Below are 23,218 nucleotides of genomic sequence, written 5' to 3' on the forward strand. Positions count from 1 at the left end.
GAAAAAAAGTCAATGCTGGCAAGAAAGCATTATCGCGGTGCAAGCTCGTTCAGGTGGCGAGCGACCGCAATCCAAGCACCGATATACCCCAAGAGCACCGCACCAATCAAGAGTGACAGACCATCGGACCCCGGTACCCCGCCCAGGGCGAAGTCACTGTTGTACAGCCCGGAAAGCCCGACAACCGCGTCGTTCAGCCAGTTCAGGCCAAACGCCAGGATGCCCCATGCCAACACGCCCGCACCCAGGCCGTACAAGGCTCCCATGTAGAGGAAGGGGCGCCGCACGTAGCTGTCGGTACCGCCGACCAGCTTGATCACTTCGATCTCGACACGGCGGTTCTCGATGTGCAGCCGAATTGTGTTACCAATTACCAAAAGCAGTGCGGAAATCAGCATGACCGCCAGGCCGAAGACGAAACGGTCACCCAACTTGAGGATCGCCGCCAGGCGCTCGACCCAGACCAGGTCCAACTGAGCCACTTCGACCCGCGGCAACTCCGACAGGCGCTGACGCAAGGCTTCGAGCGCCGGCTTGTCGACTTCGGTCGGGGTCACCACTACCACGCCGGGCAGCGGGTTGTCGGGCAACTCGCGCAAGGCCTCGCCCAGGCCGGATTGCTGCTGGAACTCCTGCAGCGCCTGCTCGCGGCTGACGTAGGTCGCCTCGGCCACGCCGGGCATGCCCTTGATCTCATCGCGCAGCGCTTCTCCTTCCTTGCTACCCGCATCGAGCTTGAGATAAAGCGAAATCTGCGCTGCGCGCTGCCAGGAACCCCCAAGCTTCTCGACGTTCTTCAGCAGCAGCGACAGGCCCATGGGCATGCTCAGTGCCACTGCCATCACCAGACAGGTGAAGAAGCTGCCGATTGGCTGCTTGCCCAGGCGGCGAAGGCTGTCGGCGAGGCTGGCGCGATGGCTTTCCAGCCAGGCGTTCAACAGGGTGCGGAAATCCGGACCATCGTCATCATGGCCACCACGCTGTTTTTCCGGCTTCGGGTCGGCGGCCTTGGGCGCAACGCGCTCGGAAACCTTTGGCGTACGCGTAGTGCTCATTGTCCGGCCTCCCCATCGCCGATCAGTCGTCCGCGCTGAAGCGTCAGCATGCGGTGACGCATGCGCGCGATCAGCGCCAGGTCGTGGCTGGCGATCAGCACCGTGGTGCCCAGGCGGTTGATGTCTTCGAACACGCCCATGATCTCTGCGGCCAGCCGCGGGTCGAGGTTACCGGTGGGTTCGTCCGCCAGCAGCAGCGCCGGCTGGTGGACGATGGCACGGGCGATGCCCACGCGCTGCTGCTGCCCGGTCGACAGGTCAGCGGGGAACAGCTCGCCCTTGTCCGACAGCGACACGCGCTCCAGCGCCGAATCCACGCGCTTGGCGATCTCCGCCTTGGACAGCCCGAGGATCTGCAGCGGCAACGCGATGTTGTTGAACACGGTGCGATCGAACAGCAGTTGGTGGTTCTGGAACACCACGCCGATCTGGCGGCGCAGGAACGGGATCTGCGCATTGCTGATCTGACCCAGGTCCTGGCCGGCCAGCAGCAGCTTGCCGCTGGTCGGGCGCTCCATCGCCAGCAGCAGGCGGAGCAAGGTGCTCTTGCCCGCGCCGGAGTGGCCGGTGACGAACAGGAATTCGCCCCGGCGTGCCCGGAAACTCAGCTCATGCAGGCCGACATGGCCATTGGGGTAGCGCTTGGCGACCTGCTCGAATCGGATCATGGGTGCTCACGCTCGGCAAACAGGGCTTTGACGAAGGGTTCGGCCTCGAAGGTGCGCAGATCGTCGATACCCTCACCGACCCCGATGAAGCGGATCGGCAGGTTGAACTGCTTGGCCAGGGCGAAGATCACACCGCCCTTGGCAGTGCCGTCCAGCTTGGTCAGGGCCAGGCCGGTCAGCTCCACGCTCTGGTTGAAGTACTTGGCCTGGCTGATGGCGTTCTGTCCGGTGCCCGCGTCCAGCACCAGCAGGACCTCGTGCGGCGCGTCAGCGTCGAGCTTGCCGATGACCCGACGGACCTTCTTCAGCTCTTCCATCAGGTTGTCCTTGGTGTGCAGACGTCCGGCGGTGTCGGCGATCAGCACGTCGGCGCCACGGGCCTTGGCGGCCTGCACGGCATCGAAGATCACCGAGGCCGAATCGGCACCGGTGTGCTGGGCGATCACCGGGATCTGGTTGCGCTCGCCCCAGACCTGCAACTGCTCTACCGCAGCCGCACGGAACGTATCGCCGGCAGCGAGCATGACCTTCTTGCCTTCGAGTTGCAGCTTCTTGGCCAGCTTGCCGATGGTAGTGGTCTTGCCTGCGCCGTTCACGCCGACGACAAGGATCACATAGGGCTTGCTCTGGGATTCGATCTTCAGAGGCTGCTCGACCGGACGCAGCAGCGCGGCCAGCTCTTCCTGCAGCGACTTGTACAGTGCATCGGCGTCTGCCAACTGCTTGCGGGCAACCTTCTGTGTGAGATTCTGGACGATCAGCGAAGTGGCCTCGACGCCTACGTCGGCAGTGAGCAGGCGAGTCTCGATCTCGTCGAGCAGGTCGTCGTCGATGACCTTCTTGCCCAGGAACAGGCTGGCCATGCCTTCGCCAATGCTGGCACTGGTCTTGGACAGGCCCTGCTTGAGGCGGGCGAAGAAGCCGGGCTTGGACTGCTCGGCAGCGGCAACCACGGCAACCACGGGTTCTGGCTCGACAAGGGCAGGCTCGGGCTGAGGCTCCACCGGTGCAGGCGCAGGCGCCTCGGCCACGGGCGTGACAACCACCGGCTCAGGCTCGACGACAACCGCGGCCACAGGCTCAGGGATCGCGACAGGGCGCTCGGGAATGACTGGCGGTTCGCTCGGTTCCAGGTCAGGGACCAGCGCCACGGGCTCCTCGGCGACAGGCAATACCAGATTGCTGACCGGCGCAGCCACCGGGGCCTCAGCCACCGGAGCCGGGATTTCGACCTCGACGGGCTGCGCAGGTATGGCCTGGGAAGCCTCTACCGACGGCGGCACTTCATCTGGCACAACCGGCGCATCGGCGGCAACCGGCTCGAGCGGAGCGACAACGGCCTGCTCGACGGGCGTGGCTGGCGCTACCGGCTCGTTAACGGGCTGCTCGGGGGCTTGCGGCTGTTCGGCGACAGGTTGCTGCGGCTTCTTGCGAAACCAGCCGAACAGGCCTTTCTTTTCACCGGCCTCGGCCGGCGCTTTCTTGTCGTCGTTGGAACCAAACATGGAAGACGGCTATCTCAGGGTAGCGATGCACCATCATTGGGCATCGGGAATTCTCTATACGCAGAACAGACTCTCTTGAAGCCGGCTGGTTCATGCGCAACGTTTTGTCGTAGTGTCCTGTGGGCCAGAACGGCGACAGGCATGGTCGCCAGGCAACCGGATCAGTATCCTAGCACCTCCTGGCCCGCCTACGCTAAACCCCGCGGGCCGTCGTACAGGTTATCCATCGTATGAATGCTCTAGCCCGCCGCGCCGCTGGCCTGTTGCTCGGCACGCTCTGCCTGCCGCTTGCGGCCCTGGCCGCCGATACGCAACCGACCCACGAATTCATCCTCGACAACGGCCTGAAGGTCGTAGTGCGCGAAGACCATCGCGCGCCAGTGGTGGTATCGCAGATCTGGTACAAGGTCGGCTCCAGCTACGAGACGCCAGGCCAGACCGGTCTATCGCATGCGCTTGAGCACATGATGTTCAAGGGCAGCGCCAAGGTCGGTCCGGGCGAAGCCTCGCGCATCCTGCGCGACCTCGGCGCCGAGGAAAACGCCTTCACCAGCGATGACTACACCGCTTATTACCAGGTGCTGGCCCGCGACCGACTGCCGGTAGCCCTGGAACTCGAGGCCGACCGCCTGGCCAGCCTGCGCCTGCCGGCCGACGAGTTCAGTCGTGAAATCGAAGTCATCAAGGAAGAGCGCCGCCTGCGTACCGACGACCAGCCCAACGCCAAGGCTTTCGAACTGTTCCGCGCCATGGCCTACCCGGCCAGCGGCTACCACACACCGACCATCGGCTGGATGGCCGACCTCGAGCGGATGAAGGTCGAGGAACTGCGCCACTGGTACGAATCCTGGTACGCACCGAATAACGCCACGCTGGTGGTGGTGGGCGATGTCACCGTCGATGAGGTCAAGGGCCTGGCGGACAAGTACTTCGCCGCCATCCCCAAACGCGCCATTCCTCCCGCCAAACTGCCACTGGAACTGGCCGAACCCGGCCAGCGCCAGCTCACTCTTCACGTACGCACCCAACTGCCCAGCCTGATCTACGGCTTCAACGTCCCAGGCCTGGCCACTGCCAAGGACCCACGCAGCGCCCAGGCCCTGCGCCTGATCTCGGCGCTGCTCGACGGCGGCTACAGTGCGCGCATGCCGGCACGCCTCGAGCGCGGCCAGGAGCTGGTGGCCGGTGCCTCGAGTAGCTACAACGCCTTCACCCGGGGTGACAGCCTGTTCCTGATCTCCGCCACCCCCAACGTGCAGAAGCAGAAAACCCTCGCCGACGTCGAGAAGGGCGTCTGGCAGTTGCTGGACGAGCTCAAGAACACGCCACCCACTGCAGAAGAACTGGAGCGCGTGCGTGCCCAGGTCATCGCCGGCCTGGTCTACGACCGCGACTCGATCAGCAGCCAGGCCACCACCATCGGTCAGTTGGAAACCGTGGGTCTCTCATGGAAGCTGATCGACAGCGAGCTGGACGACCTCAAGCGCGTCACTCCACAGGACATCCAGGACGCCGCACGCACCTATTTCACCCGCGAACGCCTGAGCGTTGCCCATGTTCTGCCCGAGGAGTCCGCTCATGAGTGATCGCAGCGCCCCCCGCTATACCCTGTTCGGCCTCGGCATCCTGGCTGCGATCGTGGCGCTGGCCCTGCTGCTGGCCCGCCCGGCGCAATCGGATAATGCCGCCGGCCAGGCCGACAGCAACGCCGCCCGCCCGGCCAACACGCTGCAGTCGTTGGCAGAGCTCGACGGCAAATCCCCCAGCCGACGCCAGCTGAACATCCAGAACTGGACCACCGCCGAAGGCGCGCGGGTCCTGTTCGTCGAAGCCCGCGAGCTGCCGATGTTCGACCTGCGCGTGACCTTCGCCGCAGGCAGCAGCCAGGACGGCAACGTCTCCGGGCTGGCCACCCTGACCAACGCCATGCTCAACGAGGGTGTGGCCGGCAAGGACGTCACCGCGATCGCCCAAGGCTTCGAGGGGCTCGGTGCCGACTTTGGCAACGGCTCGTACCGCGACATGGCCATCGCCTCGTTACGCAGCCTGAGCGCCCCGGACAAACGCGACCCGGCGCTGAAACTGTTCGCCGACGTGGTCGGCAAGCCGACCTTCCCCGAAGATGCCCTCAAGCGCATCAAGAACCAGCTGCTGGCCGGCTTCGAGTACGAGAAGCAGAACCCTGGCAAGCTGGCCGGCAAGGCGCTGTTCGCCAACCTCTACGGCAGCCATCCCTACGCCCACCCCAGCGACGGCAGCGCCGAAAGCATCCCGGGTATCAGCCAGGCACAACTGCGCGACTTCCACGCCAAGGCCTACGCTGCCGGCAATGCCGTGATCGCCCTGGTCGGCGACCTCAGCCGCAGTGAAGCCGAAACCATCGCGACGCAGCTCTCCGCCACCCTGCCCAAGGGTCCGGCACTGGCCAGCCCTGGCGAACCAGCAGAGCCCAAGCCGGGCGCGACTCATATCGATTTCCCGTCAAAGCAGACCCACCTGATGCTCGCCGAACTGGGCATCACTCGCCAGGACCCTGACTGGCCAGCACTGTCGCTGGGCAACCAGATCCTCGGCGGCGGCGCCTTCGGCACGCGCCTGATGAGCGAAGTGCGTGAAAAACGCGGCCTCACCTACGGTGTGTACTCGGTATTCAGCCCGATGCAGGTGCGCGGCCCGTTCATGATCAACCTGCAGACGCGCGCCGAACTCAGCGAAGGCACGCTCAAGCTGGTCCAGGACATCCTCACCGACTACCTGAAGAACGGCCCGACCCAGCAAGAGCTGGACGATGCCAAACGTGAGCTGGCCGGCAGCTTCCCGCTCTCCAATGCCAGCAACGCGAGCATCGTTGGCCAACTGGGCGCCATCGGCTTCTACAACCTGCCGCTGACCTGGCTCGAAGACTTCATGCAACAATCCCAGGCGCTGACCGTCGAGCAGGTCAAGGCGGCGATGAACAAGCACTTGGCGGTGGACAAGCTGGTGATCGTCACCGCAGGCCCGAGCGTGCCGCAAAAGCCGCTGCCACCGCCCACAGACAAACCTTCCGAGCAACCGCTCGGCGTACCGGAGCACTGATGGCAAGACCCTCCAACCCCGCCCAGCCCCAAAGCAAGGGAGCTGGGCATCTGCGCATCATCGCCGGCGAGTGGCGCAGCCGTCGCCTGGCGGTGCCCGAGGGCGAAGGCCTGCGCCCGACACCCGATCGCGTGCGTGAAACCCTTTTCAACTGGCTGGCCCCCTACATCGAAGGCGCCCGTGTGCTGGACGCCTTCACCGGCAGCGGCGCACTGGTGCTCGAAGCCCTTTCGCGCGGCGCCGACGATGCGGTGGCACTGGACAGCAACCCTGCAGCCATCGCCAACCTCAAGCACAACCTCGAATTGCTGCGCTGCCCCCGCGGGCAGATCCTGCAGACCGACGCCCTGCGCTATCTCGGCGGCCCCGCCAAGCAGCAGTTCGATGTGGTGTTCCTCGACCCGCCCTTCCACAAGGACCTGCTGGCAGACGTCTGCAACCTGCTGGAAGAGCATCAATGGCTGCGAGAACAGGCCTGGATCTATACCGAAAGCGAAGCCTCGCCCTCCAGTTTGCCGATGCCCGGCAACTGGCGCTTGCACCGGGAAAAGAAAACGGGTCAGGTGAACTACGCCCTGTGGCAGCGTGGCTGACACCATGAGCGCCAGATATAGATAACACCTGTCGGCAAGTACTCTGATCGAAGCTGCTCCGCTCTCAAACCCCGCCGGAGCAGCTCGACGATGCCAGCATCCACTGTCAAACCCACCAACCTGATCACCCCGCCAAGCACGCCGCTACAGCACTTTCGCCTGGAGAATGGCCTGAAGGTCTACCTCCAGCGTGATCAACGTAGCCCGCTTGTTTGTGCACAGCTTCATTATCACGTGGGTTCCAGCCACGAACCGCCAAGCCATAGCAATCTGTCCCATGTGATCGAGCACATGGTGTTCGAGGGCAGCGGCAAACTCGCAGCCGGCCAGTACCTTCGGATAATCAATTGGCTGGGCGGCACCGGCGGCGCCTCTACATTCAACGATGCAACGGTCTACAGGATGACCCTGCCCGCCTCGCGCCTGGAGGTAGGCCTGGAGATCATGGCCGACGCCATGATCAATGCTCGCCTTGGTGGCGAAGCCTTTGAAAAGGCCAAGACCGCAGTACGCGATGAGCGTCGACTGAAAATCGACAATCAGCCGGTACAACAGGCCCTCGAAAGCCATAAACAGCTTGCTCACCAAACCAGCCCCTACGCCACTCCCAACTACGGCGACCCGCAAGACCTCGAAGACATGAGCCTTATCACGATTCGCACGTGGTACAGGAATTATTACGCCCCCAACAACGCCACCCTGGTAGTCGTTGGCGACATCGAACTGGCTCGTCTCGAAGAATGGGTGCAGCGGCACTTCGCAGGTTGCGAGGCCATCCCCCTGCAACCGACCCAGACGCCTCGCCATCCTGAGCAATTGGCGTACCGCCAACAGGCACTGACACTGCCCAACCTGCGCGACGGCCTGCTGATGTCCTTCAATGTGCCAAGCCTGGCAACGGCAGAGTCGCCCCGTAGCGTGCACGCTTTGAGAATTGTCGCGGAATTGCTGGGCAGAGGTGCGGCGTCTCTCCTGCATGACAAACTGGTGCGCAAACGGCAGGTCCTGATAGGCGTCGGCCCGTCCTATGAATACCAGGTGCGCGGCGATACTCTGCTGACGTTCTCTGGCTATGTCGCACCCGGCAACACACCAGCGAGCGCCGAAAAGGCGGTTTTGGACATCATCAAAAGCCTCCAGTTGACCCCCTTCACCGCGCAGCAGATCGAAGATGCCAAGCTGCACCTGCTGGCGCAGCACGCAGAAGCCCAGGCCAACCTCACCGGCCAGGCAGATGCGCTCAGTTGGAGAGTGATCGGCGGCCTGGACCCCACGCAGCTGCATGATGAATTTCAGACCCTGGCATCGCTCACCGAGCAGGACATCCAGCTCGCGATCAAGACCTACCTCACCCGTGAACGCCTTACCGTCACTCATATGTGCGCGCCCGAGGCAACGGTAATAGAGACTCCCGTACTGACTTGCGTCGACTTGCCCACTGGTAGCGCTGCGCTGGACCTGTCCGGCCTGACCTCGGCACAAGGCCTTTCAGAGGCTGCCCTGGACACCCCAGTTCAGGAAATACAGCAGTGGCATACCGAGCTGGGCAGCAAGGTGTGTTTCGTTCCGGTACAAGGTGCTCCTGCAGTCGACCTGCAACTACGCTTCAAGGCTGGGGCCTATCATGACGGCGACACGCCCGGCTTGGCCGCAATGACGCTGTATATGCTCAACCAGGGTTGTGACCAACTGGATGCCGTGCAGCTAGCCAGTCAACTCAAGTCGCTTGGTGCCACACTCGAACACAACGTGACGCACGACGACGCCATCTTGCGTCTGCGCAGCCCATTCACCAACGGCCTTTACAAGGAAGCCGTGGCGTTGCTGGTTGCCATGAGTGCGCGTCCGAGCTTCGAGGCCACGGCGCTAGAAGGCATACGCACTCGCTTAATCAACTATCTACGCCGTCGCGAAGCCAAACCTGAACACCGGCTCAAGGTGGAAAGGCTTCGTAACGTTTATGACAGCCACCCTTACACGCGGGACAGTCATGGCACTACGAGCAGTGTCATGACGATCAGCCGACAGCAGATAGTGGACTTTCACCAACGAGCCTACTGCGCCGCAAACCTGGAAATCACCTTGGCCGGGGACCTGTCTCGAGAGGACGCCGAAACACTGGTCAACGACCTTTGCCAGGCCCTGCCGATTACCCAGCTTGCGCTTCCCGCCCTGGAAAAAGCCCGGCCATACAACCAGGCCAGGACTTTGCACATCGAACAGCCAAGCAATAACCCAGACACCGACAACGTAAAGGTCAGCCTGGCGTTTGCGGTAGAAATCCAGCCCGGCGATGAGCAGTTTCCTGCGCTGACCATGGCCAACCAGATTCTGGGCGCCAGCTTCGAGTCGCGCCTGGTATCCGAACTGCGCGAACGGCGATCCCTCACTTACGCCATTCGCAGTTACTTCGACGACTACCGTGGCGCCCTGGTGCTGCTCGTCGAATGGGATATCAAGCCCCACTATCTGCAAGCATCCATCGATCTCGTCAAACTCGTGCTGCGCTGCTTCATCGAGCAAGGCCCAAGCGAGTTCGAGATGAAGCTGGCACGCAGCCAACTGTGCGGTGACCTGTTGCGCACCCTCGCCGACGACCAAGAGCTTGCAGACCTGCTGGCACAGATCAACGCATCCGGATTGCCGGCGGATCATTTCCAGCGCTACCAGGAACAACTCGCGCAAACCACGGCAACACAAATCCAGACGGTCGCTCGGCAGGTCTTCGACAGCAACCGTTGTGTCGTGACCTGCGTCGGACCCAAGGTGGCTCAGCAGCCCCTGCCTGCACTGCCAATAGCCGACTGATAACACAACCACAGGTGCGGTGTTTCGTGGCACTCTAGGCAGGCACACCAAGAGCCGCCGAGCATGTCCAGTCTCACCGCAACCTTCAGCCCAGCCACCGGCCTGTCAAACCCTCACCTGCAGACACTGTGGGGCCCACTCTGGCGCAGGCTTCCAAGACTTGAGCGCAGCCGCGAGCGCCTGTGGCTGGCCGACGGCGACTTCCTCGACATGGACTGGCACGGCCCGCATCAAGCTGACACGCCGCTGGTGCTGGTCTTGCACGGCCTGACCGGCTCCTCCGACTCCCCTTACGTAAAAGGCCTGCAGCAAGCGCTGCAGGCGCGTGGCTGGGCCAGCGTCGCGCTGAACTGGCGGGGCTGCTCCGGCGAGCCGAACCTGCTTGCTCGCAGCTACCACTCCGGCGCCAGTGAAGATCTTGCCGAAACCATCCGCCATCTGCGCGCGCAACGACCGCTGGCGCCGCTGTATGCCGTGGGCTACTCGTTGGGCGGCAACGTGCTGTTGAAGTACCTGGGCGAAAGCGGTTCGGCCAGCCAGCTTGAAGCAGCGGTGGCAGTGTCGGTGCCGTTTCGTCTGGATCAGTGCGCCGATCGCATCGGCATAGGCTTCAGCAAGGTCTACCAGGCGCACTTCATGCGCGAGATGCTGGCTTACGTGCAAAGCAAGCAGAAGCACTTCCAGGCTTTGGGCCACAACGAAGGGTTGGCTGCGCTGGAGCGCCTCGGGCCGCTACGCAACCTGAGGACCTTCTGGGATTTCGATGGCCGAGTAACCGCACCGCTCAATGGCTTCAGCGATGCCCACGACTACTACCGCCACGCCTCGAGCCGCTATTACCTGGGGGAAAACCGTACACCGACACTGATCATCCACGCGCAGGACGATCCGTTCGTGTTCGACCACAGCCTGCCAGCACCGCAGGAGCTGGCGCCGCAGACGCACTTCGAGTTGCACCGCCGCGGCGGACATGTGGGCTTTGTAGAGGGCAGCCTGCGCAATCCGGGCTACTACCTTGAGCGCCGGATTCCGCAGTGGCTGCTGGAGGGCCGCTAGCGCTTCGCTGCCTCAATCGCCAGTGGCGACACCGTGCCTGGAATCGTTGATCCACTCGCTCCAGGACCCGGCATACAGGCGCCCCAACGGGTATCCTGCCAGCGCCAGGGCAAACAGGTTATGGCAAGCCGTCACACCGGATCCGCAATAGGCGACCAGCTGCTCCGGCTCACGCCCTGCCAGCTTCTCGGCGAAGCGCTGTTTCAGCTGCTCGGCTGGCAGGAAACGCCCATCCGCACCCAGGTTGTCAGTGAACGCTGCACACTGCGCACCAGGAATATGCCCAGCGACAGGATCGATCGGCTCGACTTCGCCGCGAAAACGCGGCAAGGCGCGGGCATCGATCAACGTCAGGTCGGCGCTGCCCAGACGCTTGTTCAGGTGCTCGGCATCGATCAGCAGCTTCGCATCGGCCTCGCCCGTGAAGTTGCCCTCGCGCTGCACCGGCGGATCCAGGCTCAGCGGCAGATGCGCCGCGTGCCAAGCCTTGAGGCCGCCGTCGAGGATGAACACCGCGTTGCGCTTGCCCAGCCAGGCCAGCAACCACCAGGCGCGGGCAGCGAAGGCACCGGGACCGTCGTCGTACAACACCACCTGGCTGTCATTGTCCAGGCCCCACTCGCGCAAGCGCTCGACCAGACGGCGCGGCTCAGGCAATGGATGACGCCCAGTCTGCCCCTTGACCACAGGCCCGCTCAGATCGCGCTCCAGGTCCGCGAAATGCGCACCGGCGATATGCCCCTCGGCATAGCTGCGCTGGCCGTAATCCACGTCTTCCAGGGCAAAGCGACAGTCGAGGATCACCAGCCCCGGCGAGTCCAGACGCTCGGCCAGCTGCTGCGGGGTGATCAGTTGCGCAAGGGGCATGACAATCTCCTATCGATGGCACGAAAGGCCCGGATCAGTGTTCCAGGGCCTGGTTGAACGGAACATGAAATTCATCGCATAGCGCATCCACCGCAGCGCGGGAGCCAGCGGTGACGAACCCTAGCTCCAACACCAACACCTGATAGACCCCACGCTTGAAGGCTTCTTCACCCAGGTGCGCGGAATGCTCGCGGGTGGTGCTGAGAAAACGCACCCAGGAGGTGAGCACGATCCAGGCATTGATGGTCAGCGACTCGATCTGGGTCGGCAGCATGTCCAGGATGCCCGCTTCGACGAAGCCACGATAGATCGCCTGGCCCTGCTGCAGGCAGCGCTGGGAGAAGCGCCGGTAACGTGCGGCCAGCTCAGGATCGCTCTCCAGCAGATGCTCGAGATCGCGGTGCAGGAAGCGGTAGTTCCACATCGCTGCAAGCAGTGCCTTGAGGTAGAAGCGTTTGTCCTCGACCGTGGCTGCACGGCCTTGGGGCGGGCGCAGGAAGCTGTCCACCAGCTCTTCGTACTGGCTGAACAGCAACGCGATAATCGCTTGCTTGTTGGGGAAGTGGTAGTACAGGTTGCCGGGAGAGATTTCCATGAACGCGGCAATGTGATTGGTGCTGACGCTGCGCTCGCCCTGCTGGTTGAACAGTTCGAGGCTGCTTTGCACGATGCGCTCACGGGTCTTCATGCGCGGGGCCATGCGGGTATCCAGGTCTGCGGGCTTCGGATGACGAGCCATCTTACGGTTTATTCCACGGGCGGTGCACCCCGCGGACGTTCACAGATCAAGGCCGATTAGAGTATAAGCTCAACAACTCGCCCCTCTGCGCGGAGCTGCCATGCGTTCGTCCACAGCCATGCCTCTTGAGCCATCCGACCTTGTTCTCGAGCGGTTGTTCGCCGAACAACGTCAGGCCTTCGCAGCCAACCCCATGCCGCCGGCCGCGCAGCGTATGCAGTGGCTGAAGAGCCTGCGTGAGGCCCTGGTTGCACACCAAAAGGTGCTGATCGAGGCCATCGATGCCGACTTCAGCGGACGCAGCGCCGATGAAACCCTGCTGGCCGAGCTGCTGCCGTCAGTGCAGGGCCTGCGCCATGCCGAGCGCCATGTTCGGCGCTGGATGAAACCTGCCCGGCGCAGCGTCGGCCTGGCCTTCCAGCCGGCCAGCGCGCGAGTGCTGGCGCAACCATTGGGGGTGGTGGGCATCATCGTGCCGTGGAACTACCCGCTGTTTCTGGCTATCGGCCCGTTGACCGGTGCCCTGGCAGCGGGCAACCGGGTCATGCTCAAGCTCAGCGAAGCCACGCCGCGCGCTGGCGAAGCCCTAAAGCAGTTACTCGAGCAGGTATTCCCCGCCGACCTGGTGAGTGTCGTGCTGGGCGAGGTCGAGGTAGGCCAGGCCTTTGCCCGTCTGCCGTTCGATCACCTGCTGTTTACCGGCGCCACCAGCATCGGCCGCCAGGTCATGCTCGCGGCAGCGCACAACCTGACGCCGGTCACGCTCGAGCTGGGCGGCAAGTCGCCCGCCATCGTCTCCCACGACGTGCCACTGGCCAGTGCCGCCGAGCGTATTGCCTTCGGCAAGACCCTCAATGCCGGACAGACCTGCGTGGCTCCCGATTACGTGCTGGTCCCGCGTCAACGCCTGGACGACTTCGCCCAGGCCTACCGACGGGCGGTGCAGCGCCTCTTCCCACGCATCGCAGACAACTCCGACTACAGCGCGATCATCAATTCGCGCCAGTTGCAGCGCCTCGAACGCCTGCTCGCCGACGCCCATGACAAAGGCGCCCAAGTGCTCGACCTGTACCCCGACGAGCCGCGCCAGGGCCGCAGGCTGCCCCCACATCTACTGCTCGATGTAAACGACGACATGCAGGTGATGCAGGACGAGATCTTCGGCCCAGTGCTGCCGCTGGTCGCCTATGACGAGCTGGATGAGGCGCTGGCCTACATCAATCAGCGCCCACGCCCGCTGGCGCTGTACTACTTCGGTTACGACCGCAGCCAACAGGCGCGTGTGCTGCAGCACACCCACTCCGGCGGCGTATGCCTGAATGACACCCTGCTGCACGTCGCCCAGGAGGACTTGCCTTTCGGCGGCATCGGCCCCTCTGGCATGGGTCATTACCATGGTCGCGAAGGTTTCCAGACCTTCAGCAAGGCCAGGGCGGTACTGGCCAAACAGCGCATCAACGCCGCCCGGCTGATCTACCCGCCTTACGGAAAAGCCCTGCAGCGCCTGGTATACAAGCTGTTCATCCGCTGAGCGCAGAGGGTGCATGACAGCCAATAGCCGCACTGTCTATAGTGCCATCATCCGGTCGCATGACTTGGCCGGGCAGCAGTCGCTGCGCTACCATCCGACTCCCCAACGCACTCCAGCCAGGATGACGCGATGAACCGAGTGTTGTACCCGGGTACTTTCGACCCCATTACCAAAGGCCATGGCGACCTGGTCGAGCGCGCCTCGCGGTTGTTCGATCACGTGATCATCGCCGTGGCGGCCAGCCCCAAGAAGAACCCCCTGTTCCCGTTGGAGCAACGGGTCGAGCTGGCCCGCGAGGTCACCAAGCACCTGCCCAATGTCGAAGTCATCGGCTTCTCCTCTCTGCTGGCACACTTCGCCAAGGAGCAGGGCGCCAATGTGTTCCTGCGGGGGCTGCGCGCGGTGTCCGACTTCGAGTACGAGTTCCAGCTGGCGAACATGAACCGCCAACTGGCGCCGGACGTCGAGAGCCTGTTCCTCACGCCGTCGGAGCGCTACTCGTTCATTTCCTCGACGCTGGTTCGCGAGATTGCGGCGCTGGGCGGGGATATCACCAAGTTCGTCCACCCGGCGGTGGCCGAGGCGCTGACCGTACGCTTCAAAAAGTGATCGCAGCGGCCTGAGTTCGGCTTTGTACGCCACGTCGCCAACCGGCACTTGCGCGACAAAGCCTCGCGCCCGCGTGCACTGCGGGCGTTAATGCGGCACAATTGTGCCCATTGCTTTGATACATGCCCGGGCGCCGAGCCCCGGCCGGAGTCCCAATGTCCCTGATCATCACCGACGATTGCATCAACTGCGACGTCTGCGAACCCGAGTGCCCGAACGCCGCCATCTCGCAAGGCGAAGAGATCTACGTGATCGACCCGAACCTCTGCACCCAGTGCGTGGGCCATTATGACGAACCCCAGTGCCAGCAAGTTTGCCCGGTCGACTGCATCCCGCTGGATGAAGCCCATCCGGAAACCGAAGACGAGCTGATGGCCAAGTACCGCCGGATCACCGGCAAGGCCTGATGCCGTTCGTCGCCGCGATTCGCCGCGCATTGCTCGGCGCCGCACTGGCGCTGCTGGCTACCGCCGCCCTGGCGGACGGGCCCGGGCGCGCTGCCATAGCCAGCCCCCATGCCGAGGCCACGGCAGCGGCGCGACAAGTTCTGGAACAGGGCGGCAACGCCTTCGATGCCGCCATCGCCATCAGCGCCACGCTGGCGGTGGTCGAGCCCTATGGATCGGGGTTGGGCGGCGGCGGTTTCTTCCTGCTGCGCGAACAGTCCGATACTGCGCACTACCGCTTCCTGGATGCCCGCGAGCGCGCGCCAGGTGCCGCCACCCCGGACATGTACCTGGAAGACGGCAAGGTCCGGCAGGGGCTTTCGATCAACGGTGCGCTGGCGGCCGCCATCCCGGGTCTGCCCCAGGCCCTGGCAGACCTCGCTGCAACCCACGGCAAATTGCCGCTCAGGGACAGCCTCGCGCCAGCCATCCGCCTCGCCAACCAAGGCTTTGCCGTCGACCGCATCTACCGCGATCGCGCGACCATGCGCCTGAACGCGCTGCGTGACGACCCGGAAAGCGCCCGGCTGTTCCTGCGCGAGAACCAGGTCCCTGCCCTGGGCACCCTGATCCGCCAGCCGGAACTGGCCGCAACGCTGCAGGCGATGGCGGATCAGGGGCGGGACGGTTTCTACCGCGGGGTGGTTGGCCGCAAGCTCGTCGAGGGTGTGCGCCGCGCTGGCGGTGTCTGGACCCTCGACGATCTCGCAGGCTACCGCACGGCCTGGCGCCAGCCACTGCGCTATCCGCTGGCAGGCCAGCGCGAACTGATCAGCAGCCCACCGCCGTCTGCCGGCGGCGTGGCCTTGGCCCAGAGCCTGGCGATGCTCCAGCGCCTGCCGTGGCAGGGCGCAGAGCCCGTGCAACGCACTCACTACGTGGTAGAAGTCCTGCGCCGCGCCTACCGCGATCGCGGCTTGCTCGGCGACCCGGACTACGTCACCAATCCCATCAACCGCCTCCTGGCGCGCCAGTACCTGAGCGGGCTTGCCGACAGCATCGACGTGCACGATGCCACGCCCAGCAGCGCCCTGCCCCCCGCACCCGCGTGGCGCGAGGGCGACCACACCACCCACTTCAGCGTGATCGACGCTGCGGGCAATGCCGTATCGGCCACACTGTCGGTCAACCTGCCCTTTGGCGCAGCCTTTACCGTACCCGGCAGCGGCGTGGTGCTGAATAACGAGATGGACGATTTCGCCGCCGACCCCACTGGCAGCAACAGCTACGGCCTGGCCGGCAGCCAGGCCAATGCGGTGGCCGCGGGCAAGCGTCCGCTGTCGAGCATGAGCCCAAGCTTCATCGAGAGCCCGTCACAGTTCGCCAGCTTCGGCACGCCCGGCGGTAGCCGGATCCCGAGCATGGTGCTGCTGTCGATGCTCGGCTTCCTCGAAGGGCGACCAGTGAGCGAATGGCCAGCGATCCCGCGCTATCACCATCAGTACCTGCCAGATGTGATCGAGCACGAGCCCAACACCTTCGACGATGAGCAGAAGGCCGCGCTGCGTGCACGCGGGTACGCACTCAAGGACGTGCAGCGCAGCTATGGGAACCAGCAGGTGTTGTACTGGGACAAACGGGCCGGGACGCTCGAGGCAGCCAGCGACCCGCGTGGTGTCGGTGAGGCCGCAGTGCTGGAGTGACCAGCAAAGCTGGCGGCAAATGGGTGTTCGCAGAACGACTATCAGCGCTGACAGCGCGGGCAGAACACGCTTGCGCGCTGCCCCAGCTTCACGTCCCGCAGCTCGGTCCCGCACACCTTGCAAGCCTCGCCACCCCGTCCATAGACGAACAACTCCTGCTGGAAGTACCCCGGCTGCCCGTCGCCGCCGATAAAGTCGCGCAACGTGGTGCCACCACGTTCGATGGCCGCCGCCAGCACGCGCTTGATCTCGATCGCCAGCTTCAGATAACGCGCCCGGCTGATCCCGCCCGCTTCGCGGCGTGGATCGATGCCCGCGGCGAACAGCGCCTCGGTGGCGTAGATGTTGCCCACCCCCACCACCACGGCGTTGTCCATGATGAACGGCTTGACCGCCATCGACCGCCCGCGTGACAGCTGGAACAACCGCTCGCCGTCGAACAGGTCGGTCAACGGCTCCGGCCCCAGGCGCACCAGCAGCTCGTGACCAAGCGGATCCTGGCTCCAGAGCATGGCGCCGAACCGACGCGGGTCGGTGTAGCGCAGCATCAGCCCCGACTCCAGCTCGATGTCCACATGCTCATGCTTGGCCGCCGGCAGGCCGAGCTCGACCAGCCGCAGGTTGCCAGACATCCCCAGGTGGCTGATCAAGGTGCCAACCTCGGCGTTGATCAGCAGGTACTTGGCCCGCCGCTCGACGCTGACGATGCGCTGCCCCGACAGGCGCACATCCAGATCCTCGGGGATCGGCCAGCGCAGGCGCCGGTCACGCACCACCACGCGGCTGACCCGCTGGCCTTCCAGGTATGGCGCGATCCCGCGCCGCGTGGTCTCGACTTCTGGCAACTCAGGCATGGATCAGTGGCCACTCATTTCACGGATATTCTGCTTGAGGCTCTCGAAGTCGTACTCTGACAGCCCGATGTAGTCCAGCACCAGCGGCCCGACGACATTCCACTCGTGGTCGACGCTCTGGTTGCCCAGCACGCGGTACGACGCACAGATGTGTTCGGCCATTTTCAGCACCGCCAGCAGATTCTTGAGCTGGGTCTGGGTGTTGCGCGAAGACTCGTCGCGGAACACCGCCAGGGCGTTGTGGTGGTTGGCGATGGCCGCGCTGATGTGCTCCGGCAGGCGCCACGACTTGGCGGTGAAGTAGCCGACCACCGAGTGGTTGGTGTTGAAGGCACGATTCTCGGTATCGACCACCCGTACCTCTTCGCCGGCCTTGGCGTAGGCGTCTTCCAGCACCTCCATGTACGTGGGGAAGCGCTTGAGCATCAGCGGCACGCCGCAGTCATGGAACAGGCCAAGGGTGTAGGCCTCGTCCACCGCCTGGATGCCGGTGCGCTTGGCCAGGGTCAGGCAGGTCATCGCGACGTCCTGGGCAGTGTCCCAGAAGCGGTTGAGGGTAACGATGGTTTCGTCGCTCATCTCGCCCTTGATCGACTGGGCATTGATCAGGTTGATGATCGAGCGGCTGCCCAACAGGTTCACGGCGCGCTGGATCGAGCCGATCTTGTTGGCCAACCCGAAATGCGGGGAGTTCACCAGCTTGAGCAGCGCACCGGCCAGGCCAGGATCCTGCGCTATCAGCTTGGCGATCGTCTCCAGGTCCGGGTCGGGCATGTATTGCTCGAACTGCAGGTCCACCATGATCTGCGGCTGCGGCGGGATGGTGATGCCTTGCAAGGCTTGCTGGATCTGTTCGGCGGAAAGTTCCTGGGACATGGGTACACACTCGGAAATGACGAGAGATTCTAACCCTGTACTCCTGCAGGGCACCAACCACTGGATCGTTCCCTGGACGGTTAACTTTAGCCGCGAGGGGGCCGACACTTCATCCACCCCACCAGCGAACCCCGGGCCAACGCGGTATACTCCCGCTCTTTTTTCCGGAGCGACGTCATGTCCCTGCCCAGCCTTCGCCTCAAAGCCAATGCCGACCGCCGCCTGCGCGCCGGCCACCTGTGGGTCTACAGCAACGAGGTCGACGTTGCCGCCACTCCGCTGCAAGGCCTGAAGGCGGGTCAACAGGCGATCCTCGAGGCCGCCAACGGCAAGCCACTGGGCGTGGTGGCGGTGAGCCCGAACAATTTGATCTGCGCGCGCCTGCTGTCGCGCGACGCCAAGCTGCCGCTGGACAAGTCGCTGCTGGTGCACCGCCTGAACGTCGCCCTGTCGCTGCGCGAACGCCTGTTCGACAAGCCCTGCTACCGCCTGGTCTACGGCGACTCAGACCTGCTGCCGGGCCTGGTGGTCGACCGCTTCTTCGACATTCTCGTGGTGCAATTGGCCTCGGCCACCATGGAAGCGCACAAGGATGATGTGATCGCAGCCCTGGTGCAGGTACTCAAGCCCGGCGGCATCCTGTTCAAGAATGACTCCGCCGCGCGCGACGCCGAAGGCCTGGAGCGCTATGTCGAGACTGTCTACGGCGAAGTACCCGACTGGGTCGCGCTGGAAGAGAACGGCGTGAAGTTCGAAGCGCCGGTGCGTGAAGGCCAGAAGACCGGCTGGTTCTACGACCACCGCATGAACCGTGCGCGCCTGGCGCCCTACGTCAAGGGCAAGCGCGTGCTCGACCTGTTCAGCTACATCGGTGGCTGGGGCGTGCAGGCCGGGGCCTTCGGCGCCAGCGAAGTGTTCTGCGTCGATGCCTCGGGCTTCGCTCTGGATGGCGTCGAGCGCAATGCCGCGCTCAACGGCATCGCCGAGAAGCTGACCTGCATCGAGGGCGACGTGTTCGAGGCGCTGCGCGAGCTCAAGGCCGCGGAAGAGCGCTTCGACGTGATCATTGCCGACCCACCCGCCTTCATCAAGCGCAAGAAAGACCTGAAGAACGGCGAGGCTGCCTACCGTCGTCTCAATGAGCAGGCCATGCGCATGCTGAACAAGGACGGCATCCTGGTCAGCGCTTCGTGCTCCATGCACCTGCCTGAAGACGACCTGAACAACATCCTGCTGACCAGCGCCCGTCACCTGGACCGCAACCTGCAACTGCTCGAGCGCGGCGGCCAGGGGCCGGATCACCCGGTGCACCCGGCGATCGCCGAGACCCGCTACATCAAGAGCATCACCTGCCGGTTGCTGCCCAACAGCTGACCCACCCAACCGGGGCTGGTCTACAGCCCCAAGTCATACGGCTTGCGATGATTGCTGACACTTGTATCGGCAATCAGCAAGCCCCTGGGAAGTCGGCAATGCTGCTGCCCCGTAGCGTCTCCTCAGATATCCAGCACCATCGACGCAATGCCAAAGTAGATCAACACCCCCACGGCATCGGCAATCGAGGTCACCAGCGGCCCGCTGGCCGTCGCCGGGTCAAGCTTCAGGCGACTGAGCATGAATGGCAGGCTCATGCCGATGAGGCTGCCGATCAGCACGATCACCAACATGCTGCTGGCCACGATCAGTGCGATTTCCGGGCCGCCGCGCAATACCCCCAACGAAGCGACAGCCACTGCCATGGTCCCGCCCAGGGCAAGCGCAACACCGCACTCGCGCGTGAGCATGCGCAACCAGTCACGCAGCACCACTTCGCCCGTGGCCAGGCCGCGCACCATCAGGGTTGCCGACTGGGCGCCGGCATTGCCGCCGCTGTCTACCAGCAACGGCAGGAAGAACACCAGGGCGATATGGGCGGCAATGGTGTCCTCGAACGCGGCGATTCCCGCACCTGAAAACAGGTTGCCGAATACCAGCAGCACCAGCCACAGCACGCGTTTGCGGTACATCAGGCTGACGGTTGCATCCTTGAGATTGCCGATGTGATTGGTGATCGATGCGCCCTTGTGAAAGTCTTCGGTAGCCTCCTCCACCATCACATCCAGCGCTTCGTCGCAGGTGACGATCCCCACCAGCCGCCCCAGCTCATCGAGCACCGGTACCGCCAGCAGGTCGTGATCGCCAATCAGCCGGGCAACCTCTTCCTGACGGGTCGCCGTGGTCACGCAGATCACCTGGCGCACCATGATGGCCTCGATCGGCTGGTCGGGCGGCGCCAGGATCAGTTCACGCAGCGATAGCGTGCCGAGCAGGTTGCGCTGGGCATCGAGGACATAGGATTGATAGATGGTTTCGGCGTCTGCGGCTTCGCGCCGCAGCATGTCGATGGCTTGGCGCGCGCTCAGGCCGCTGTCCAGGCTGGAGTACTCGCTGATCATCAGCGCACCGGCGCTGCCGTCTTCGTACAGTGCGTGCTGCAGGAGTCGATCGCGTCGGGCCTGGGCCGCCTGGCGCAGGTCGAGGGATTCGGCGAGGGTGTCGGTCGGTTGTTGCATGGTAGGTTCTCCAGGCGCCGAAGCAGGCGCCCGCAGACCTCAGCCACACGGGCTCAAGTCTCCGGATGCCCTGGCGACGGTTCGCTCAGTGCCAGATTGCAGGTTCGCGATGAACTGAAACTGGGAAGGTCCATTGAGGGCTTGGCTCGTGAAGCCGCACATGCGGCGCGGGGATGATAGGTGCAGCGAGATCCAGAAAATACCGCCAGGAGGGCATTTGGGAGATGTCCTACATCACCCTGCCCAAATGACGAAAAGCACCGTCCAGACACATCGTCATTCCCTCGTCGCGCCAGCGGTGTAGAATCGGCCTATTCATCGCCAGACATCCCCAGGCGGGTTTATGAGCTCTGGCCAAGCACGCGGCGATCCCGCGCTGTCTTCGGCCCCATCCGTGCCAGCGGCAACCGGCCTTCGGCGCAAAGGACAAGAGAAGCTCACTCCCCTTTCCAGAGACCTGATTAAGCCGCCAGGAGTGCTTCATGCCTGATTATCGTTCCAAGACTTCCACCCAGGGCCGCAACATGGCGGGTGCCCGCGCACTGTGGCGCGCCACCGGGATGAAGGACGAAGACTTCAAGAAACCGATCATCGCCATCGCCAACTCGTTCACCCAGTTCGTTCCGGGCCACGTGCACCTGAAGGACCTGGGCCAGCTGGTCGCCCGCGAGATCGAGCGCGCCGGTGGCGTGGCCAAGGAATTCAACACCATCGCCGTCGACGACGGCATCGCCATGGGCCACGACGGCATGCTGTACTCGCTGCCGAGCCGCGAGATCATCGCCGACGCCGTCGAGTACATGGTCAACGCCCACTGCGCCGACGCCATCGTCTGCATCTCCAACTGCGACAAGATCACCCCCGGCATGCTGATGGCTGCCCTGCGCCTGAACATTCCAGTGATCTTCGTTTCCGGCGGCCCGATGGAAGCCGGCAAGACCAAGCTGGCCAGCCACGGCCTGGACCTGGTCGACGCCATGGTCATCGCCGCCGACTCGACCGCCAGTGACGAAAAGGTCGCCGAGTACGAGCGCAGCGCCTGCCCGACCTGCGGTTCGTGCTCCGGCATGTTCACCGCCAACTCGATGAACTGCCTGACCGAAGCCCTGGGTCTCGCCCTGCCGGGCAACGGCTCCACCCTGGCCACCCACGCCGACCGCGAGCAGCTGTTCCTTACCGCCGGACGCACCATCGTCGAGCTGTGCAAGCGCTACTACGGCGAGAACGACGAGTCGGTACTGCCGCGCAACATCGCCAACTTCAAGGCGTTCGAGAACGCCATGATGCTCGACATCGCCATGGGCGGTTCGACCAACACCATCCTGCACCTGCTGGCTGCCGCCCAGGAGGCGGAGGTCGACTTCGACCTGCGCGACATCGATCGCCTGTCGCGCAAGGTGCCGCAGCTGTGCAAGGTGGCGCCGAACATCCAGAAGTACCACATGGAGGACGTCCACCGCGCCGGCGGTATCTTCAGCATCCTCGGCTCGCTGGCTCGTGGCGGCCTGCTGCACACCGACCTGCCGACCGTGCACAGCCGCAGCATGGAAGAAGCCATCGCCAAGTGGGACATCACCCAGACCGATGACGAAGCCGTGCACACCTTCTTCAAGGCAGGCCCGGCCGGTATCCCGACCCAGACCGCGTTCAGCCAGTCGACCCGTTGGGAAACCCTCGACGACGACCGCGAGAACGGCTGCATCCGCAGCTTCGAACACGCCTACTCGCAAGAAGGCGGCCTGGCCGTGCTGTACGGCAACATCGCCTTGGACGGTTGCGTGGTCAAGACCGCAGGCGTCGACGAGTCGATCCACGTGTTCGAAGGCACCGCGAAGATCTTCGAAAGCCAGGACAGCGCCGTGCGCGGCATCCTCGCCGACGAAGTGAAGGCCGGCGACATCGTGATCATCCGCTACGAAGGCCCGAAAGGCGGCCCTGGCATGCAAGAAATGCTCTATCCGACCTCGTACCTGAAGTCCAAGGGCCTGGGCAAGGCCTGCGCCCTGCTCACCGACGGCCGCTTCTCCGGCGGCACTTCGGGCCTGTCGATCGGCCACGCTTCGCCGGAAGCGGCCTCGGGCGGTGCCATCGGCCTGGTCAAGGACGGTGACAAAGTGCTGATCGACATTCCGAACCGCTCGATCAACCTGCTGGTCAGCGACGAAGAGTTGGCTGCACGCCGTGTCGAGCAGGACAAGAAGGGCTGGAAACCTGCCGAAGTGCGCCCTCGCAAGGTGACCACTGCACTGAAGGCCTACGCCCTGCTGGCGACCAGCGCCGACAAGGGTGCTGTGCGTAACAAGGCGATGCTCGACGGGCTGTGAGGCTTTCAGGGCAT

At 64.1% G+C, this 23,218-nt stretch carries 19 protein-coding genes; 11 read left to right on the forward strand and 8 right to left on the reverse strand.

The genetic code is table 11. The annotated features are described in order from the left end of the window. Positions 1-29: 29 nt before the first annotated feature. The 3 genes from ftsX to ftsY are packed head-to-tail and all read right to left on the reverse strand — an operon-like array spanning position 30 to position 3,228. On the reverse strand, positions 30-1,055 hold the full coding sequence (ftsX, locus tag IAE40_RS07340) for a permease-like cell division protein FtsX (protein WP_063541629.1): 1,026 nt from the start codon (positions 1,053-1,055) through the stop codon (positions 30-32). Next, positions 1,052-1,723 carry a cell division ATP-binding protein FtsE gene (gene ftsE, locus IAE40_RS07345; protein ID WP_011531723.1) on the reverse strand — a complete coding sequence of 224 codons (672 nt, stop codon included), beginning with the start codon at positions 1,721-1,723 and terminating at the stop codon, positions 1,052-1,054. Before ftsE ends, ftsX begins: the two co-directional genes overlap by 4 nt. Further along, positions 1,720-3,228 carry a signal recognition particle-docking protein FtsY gene (ftsY, locus tag IAE40_RS07350; RefSeq protein ID WP_197890454.1) on the reverse strand — a complete coding sequence of 503 codons (1,509 nt, stop codon included), beginning with the start codon at positions 3,226-3,228 and terminating at the stop codon, positions 1,720-1,722. The genes ftsE and ftsY overlap by 4 nt, the downstream gene beginning before the upstream one ends. A gap of 230 nt (positions 3,229-3,458) precedes the next feature. Here ftsY and IAE40_RS07355 point away from each other — a divergent pair, with 230 nt between their 5' ends. The 5 genes from IAE40_RS07355 (at position 3,459) to IAE40_RS07375 (ending at position 10,763) form a co-directional block, all read left to right on the forward strand. Next, positions 3,459-4,814 (forward strand): M16 family metallopeptidase, encoded by a 1,356-nt coding sequence (locus IAE40_RS07355; protein ID WP_153773276.1) that lies wholly within the window; start codon positions 3,459-3,461, stop codon positions 4,812-4,814. After that, positions 4,807-6,306, forward strand: a complete 1,500-nt coding sequence (locus IAE40_RS07360; protein ID WP_200602932.1) for a M16 family metallopeptidase — start codon at positions 4,807-4,809, stop codon at positions 6,304-6,306. The genes IAE40_RS07355 and IAE40_RS07360 overlap by 8 nt, the downstream gene beginning before the upstream one ends. Continuing rightward, positions 6,306-6,899: a 16S rRNA (guanine(966)-N(2))-methyltransferase RsmD gene (gene rsmD, locus IAE40_RS07365; RefSeq protein WP_200602933.1), complete on the forward strand. Its 594-nt coding sequence runs from the start codon at positions 6,306-6,308 to the stop codon at positions 6,897-6,899. The genes IAE40_RS07360 and rsmD overlap by 1 nt, the downstream gene beginning before the upstream one ends. 90 nt (positions 6,900-6,989) lie before the next feature. Continuing rightward, positions 6,990-9,707, forward strand: coding sequence for a M16 family metallopeptidase (locus IAE40_RS07370; RefSeq protein WP_153773273.1), 2,718 nt, complete (start codon positions 6,990-6,992; stop codon positions 9,705-9,707). A gap of 63 nt (positions 9,708-9,770) precedes the next feature. Then, positions 9,771-10,763, forward strand: a complete 993-nt coding sequence (locus tag IAE40_RS07375) for a hydrolase (RefSeq protein WP_153773272.1) — start codon at positions 9,771-9,773, stop codon at positions 10,761-10,763. Positions 10,764-10,775: 12 nt separating this feature from the next. On the opposite strand, the gene IAE40_RS07380 is transcribed toward IAE40_RS07375, so the two are convergent. Both IAE40_RS07380 and IAE40_RS07385 read right to left on the reverse strand, forming a co-directional pair. Next, positions 10,776-11,630 (reverse strand): sulfurtransferase, encoded by an 855-nt coding sequence (locus IAE40_RS07380; RefSeq protein ID WP_125931178.1) that lies wholly within the window; start codon positions 11,628-11,630, stop codon positions 10,776-10,778. A gap of 34 nt (positions 11,631-11,664) precedes the next feature. Further along, positions 11,665-12,330, reverse strand: a complete 666-nt coding sequence (locus tag IAE40_RS07385) for a TetR/AcrR family transcriptional regulator (RefSeq protein ID WP_200602948.1) — start codon at positions 12,328-12,330, stop codon at positions 11,665-11,667. Between the two features lie 139 nt (positions 12,331-12,469). On the opposite strand from IAE40_RS07385, the gene IAE40_RS07390 reads away from it, so the two are divergent. From IAE40_RS07390 to ggt, 4 genes are all read left to right on the forward strand, one after another. Beyond that, positions 12,470-13,900, forward strand: coding sequence for a coniferyl aldehyde dehydrogenase (locus IAE40_RS07390; RefSeq protein WP_153773271.1), 1,431 nt, complete (start codon positions 12,470-12,472; stop codon positions 13,898-13,900). A 129-nt stretch (positions 13,901-14,029) separates the two neighbouring features. Next, entirely contained in the window at positions 14,030-14,509 is a 480-nt protein-coding gene (gene coaD / locus IAE40_RS07395) for a pantetheine-phosphate adenylyltransferase (RefSeq protein WP_063541647.1), read from the forward strand. A 155-nt stretch (positions 14,510-14,664) separates the two neighbouring features. Then, positions 14,665-14,916 carry a YfhL family 4Fe-4S dicluster ferredoxin gene (locus tag IAE40_RS07400; protein WP_011531711.1) on the forward strand — a complete coding sequence of 84 codons (252 nt, stop codon included), beginning with the start codon at positions 14,665-14,667 and terminating at the stop codon, positions 14,914-14,916. Beyond that, on the forward strand, positions 14,916-16,598 hold the full coding sequence (gene ggt / locus IAE40_RS07405) for a gamma-glutamyltransferase (RefSeq protein ID WP_200602934.1): 1,683 nt from the start codon (positions 14,916-14,918) through the stop codon (positions 16,596-16,598). The genes IAE40_RS07400 and ggt overlap by 1 nt, the downstream gene beginning before the upstream one ends. 41 nt (positions 16,599-16,639) lie before the next feature. Here ggt and mutM read toward each other — a convergent pair whose 3' ends face one another. After that, positions 16,640-17,452 (reverse strand): bifunctional DNA-formamidopyrimidine glycosylase/DNA-(apurinic or apyrimidinic site) lyase, encoded by an 813-nt coding sequence (gene mutM, locus IAE40_RS07410; RefSeq protein ID WP_063541651.1) that lies wholly within the window; start codon positions 17,450-17,452, stop codon positions 16,640-16,642. 3 nt (positions 17,453-17,455) lie between these two features. Continuing rightward, positions 17,456-18,274: an HDOD domain-containing protein gene (locus IAE40_RS07415; RefSeq protein WP_172964843.1), complete on the reverse strand. Its 819-nt coding sequence runs from the start codon at positions 18,272-18,274 to the stop codon at positions 17,456-17,458. 231 nt (positions 18,275-18,505) lie between these two features. On the opposite strand from IAE40_RS07415, the gene IAE40_RS07420 reads away from it, so the two are divergent. Beyond that, complete coding sequence (locus IAE40_RS07420) at positions 18,506-19,702, forward strand: class I SAM-dependent rRNA methyltransferase (RefSeq protein WP_112899435.1); 1,197 nt, start codon at positions 18,506-18,508, stop codon at positions 19,700-19,702. 122 nt (positions 19,703-19,824) lie between these two features. Here the strand turns inward: IAE40_RS07420 and mgtE are convergent, their stop codons facing one another. Next, complete coding sequence (mgtE, locus tag IAE40_RS07425; RefSeq protein ID WP_200602935.1) at positions 19,825-20,880, reverse strand: magnesium transporter; 1,056 nt, start codon at positions 20,878-20,880, stop codon at positions 19,825-19,827. A 482-nt stretch (positions 20,881-21,362) separates the two neighbouring features. On the opposite strand from mgtE, the gene ilvD reads away from it, so the two are divergent. Continuing rightward, entirely contained in the window at positions 21,363-23,204 is a 1,842-nt protein-coding gene (ilvD, locus tag IAE40_RS07430; RefSeq protein ID WP_054891146.1) for a dihydroxy-acid dehydratase, read from the forward strand. Positions 23,205-23,218: the final 14 nt, after the last annotated feature.

Origin of the sequence: Pseudomonas sp. S44 (assembly GCF_016624805.1) — a bacterium.
Classification (GTDB): domain Bacteria; phylum Pseudomonadota; class Gammaproteobacteria; order Pseudomonadales; family Pseudomonadaceae; genus Aquipseudomonas; species Aquipseudomonas machongensis.

Excerpts from the sequence above, each read along its gene's own strand:
- IAE40_RS07355 (WP_153773276.1), top strand. The coding sequence starts at position 3,459 with ATGAATGCTCTAGCCCGCCGCGCCGCTGGCCTGTTGCTCGGCACGCTC.
- IAE40_RS07400 (WP_011531711.1), top strand. The coding sequence starts at position 14,665 with ATGTCCCTGATCATCACCGACGATTGCATCAACTGCGACGTCTGCGAA.
- coaD (WP_063541647.1), top strand. The coding sequence starts at position 14,030 with ATGAACCGAGTGTTGTACCCGGGTACTTTCGACCCCATTACCAAAGGC.
- IAE40_RS07385 (WP_200602948.1), bottom strand. The coding sequence starts at position 12,330 with ATGGCCCCGCGCATGAAGACCCGTGAGCGCATCGTGCAAAGCAGCCTC.
- ilvD (WP_054891146.1), top strand. The coding sequence starts at position 21,363 with ATGCCTGATTATCGTTCCAAGACTTCCACCCAGGGCCGCAACATGGCG.
- IAE40_RS07380 (WP_125931178.1), bottom strand. The coding sequence starts at position 11,630 with ATGCCCCTTGCGCAACTGATCACCCCGCAGCAGCTGGCCGAGCGTCTG.
- ftsE (WP_011531723.1), bottom strand. The coding sequence starts at position 1,723 with ATGATCCGATTCGAGCAGGTCGCCAAGCGCTACCCCAATGGCCATGTC.
- IAE40_RS07370 (WP_153773273.1), top strand. The coding sequence starts at position 6,990 with ATGCCAGCATCCACTGTCAAACCCACCAACCTGATCACCCCGCCAAGC.
- mutM (WP_063541651.1), bottom strand. The coding sequence starts at position 17,452 with ATGCCTGAGTTGCCAGAAGTCGAGACCACGCGGCGCGGGATCGCGCCA.
- IAE40_RS07420 (WP_112899435.1), top strand. The coding sequence starts at position 18,506 with ATGTCCCTGCCCAGCCTTCGCCTCAAAGCCAATGCCGACCGCCGCCTG.
- ftsY (WP_197890454.1), bottom strand. The coding sequence starts at position 3,228 with ATGTTTGGTTCCAACGACGACAAGAAAGCGCCGGCCGAGGCCGGTGAA.
- IAE40_RS07375 (WP_153773272.1), top strand. The coding sequence starts at position 9,771 with ATGTCCAGTCTCACCGCAACCTTCAGCCCAGCCACCGGCCTGTCAAAC.
- ggt (WP_200602934.1), top strand. The coding sequence starts at position 14,916 with ATGCCGTTCGTCGCCGCGATTCGCCGCGCATTGCTCGGCGCCGCACTG.
- mgtE (WP_200602935.1), bottom strand. The coding sequence starts at position 20,880 with ATGCAACAACCGACCGACACCCTCGCCGAATCCCTCGACCTGCGCCAG.
- IAE40_RS07390 (WP_153773271.1), top strand. The coding sequence starts at position 12,470 with ATGCGTTCGTCCACAGCCATGCCTCTTGAGCCATCCGACCTTGTTCTC.
- rsmD (WP_200602933.1), top strand. The coding sequence starts at position 6,306 with ATGGCAAGACCCTCCAACCCCGCCCAGCCCCAAAGCAAGGGAGCTGGG.
- ftsX (WP_063541629.1), bottom strand. The coding sequence starts at position 1,055 with ATGAGCACTACGCGTACGCCAAAGGTTTCCGAGCGCGTTGCGCCCAAG.
- IAE40_RS07360 (WP_200602932.1), top strand. The coding sequence starts at position 4,807 with ATGAGTGATCGCAGCGCCCCCCGCTATACCCTGTTCGGCCTCGGCATC.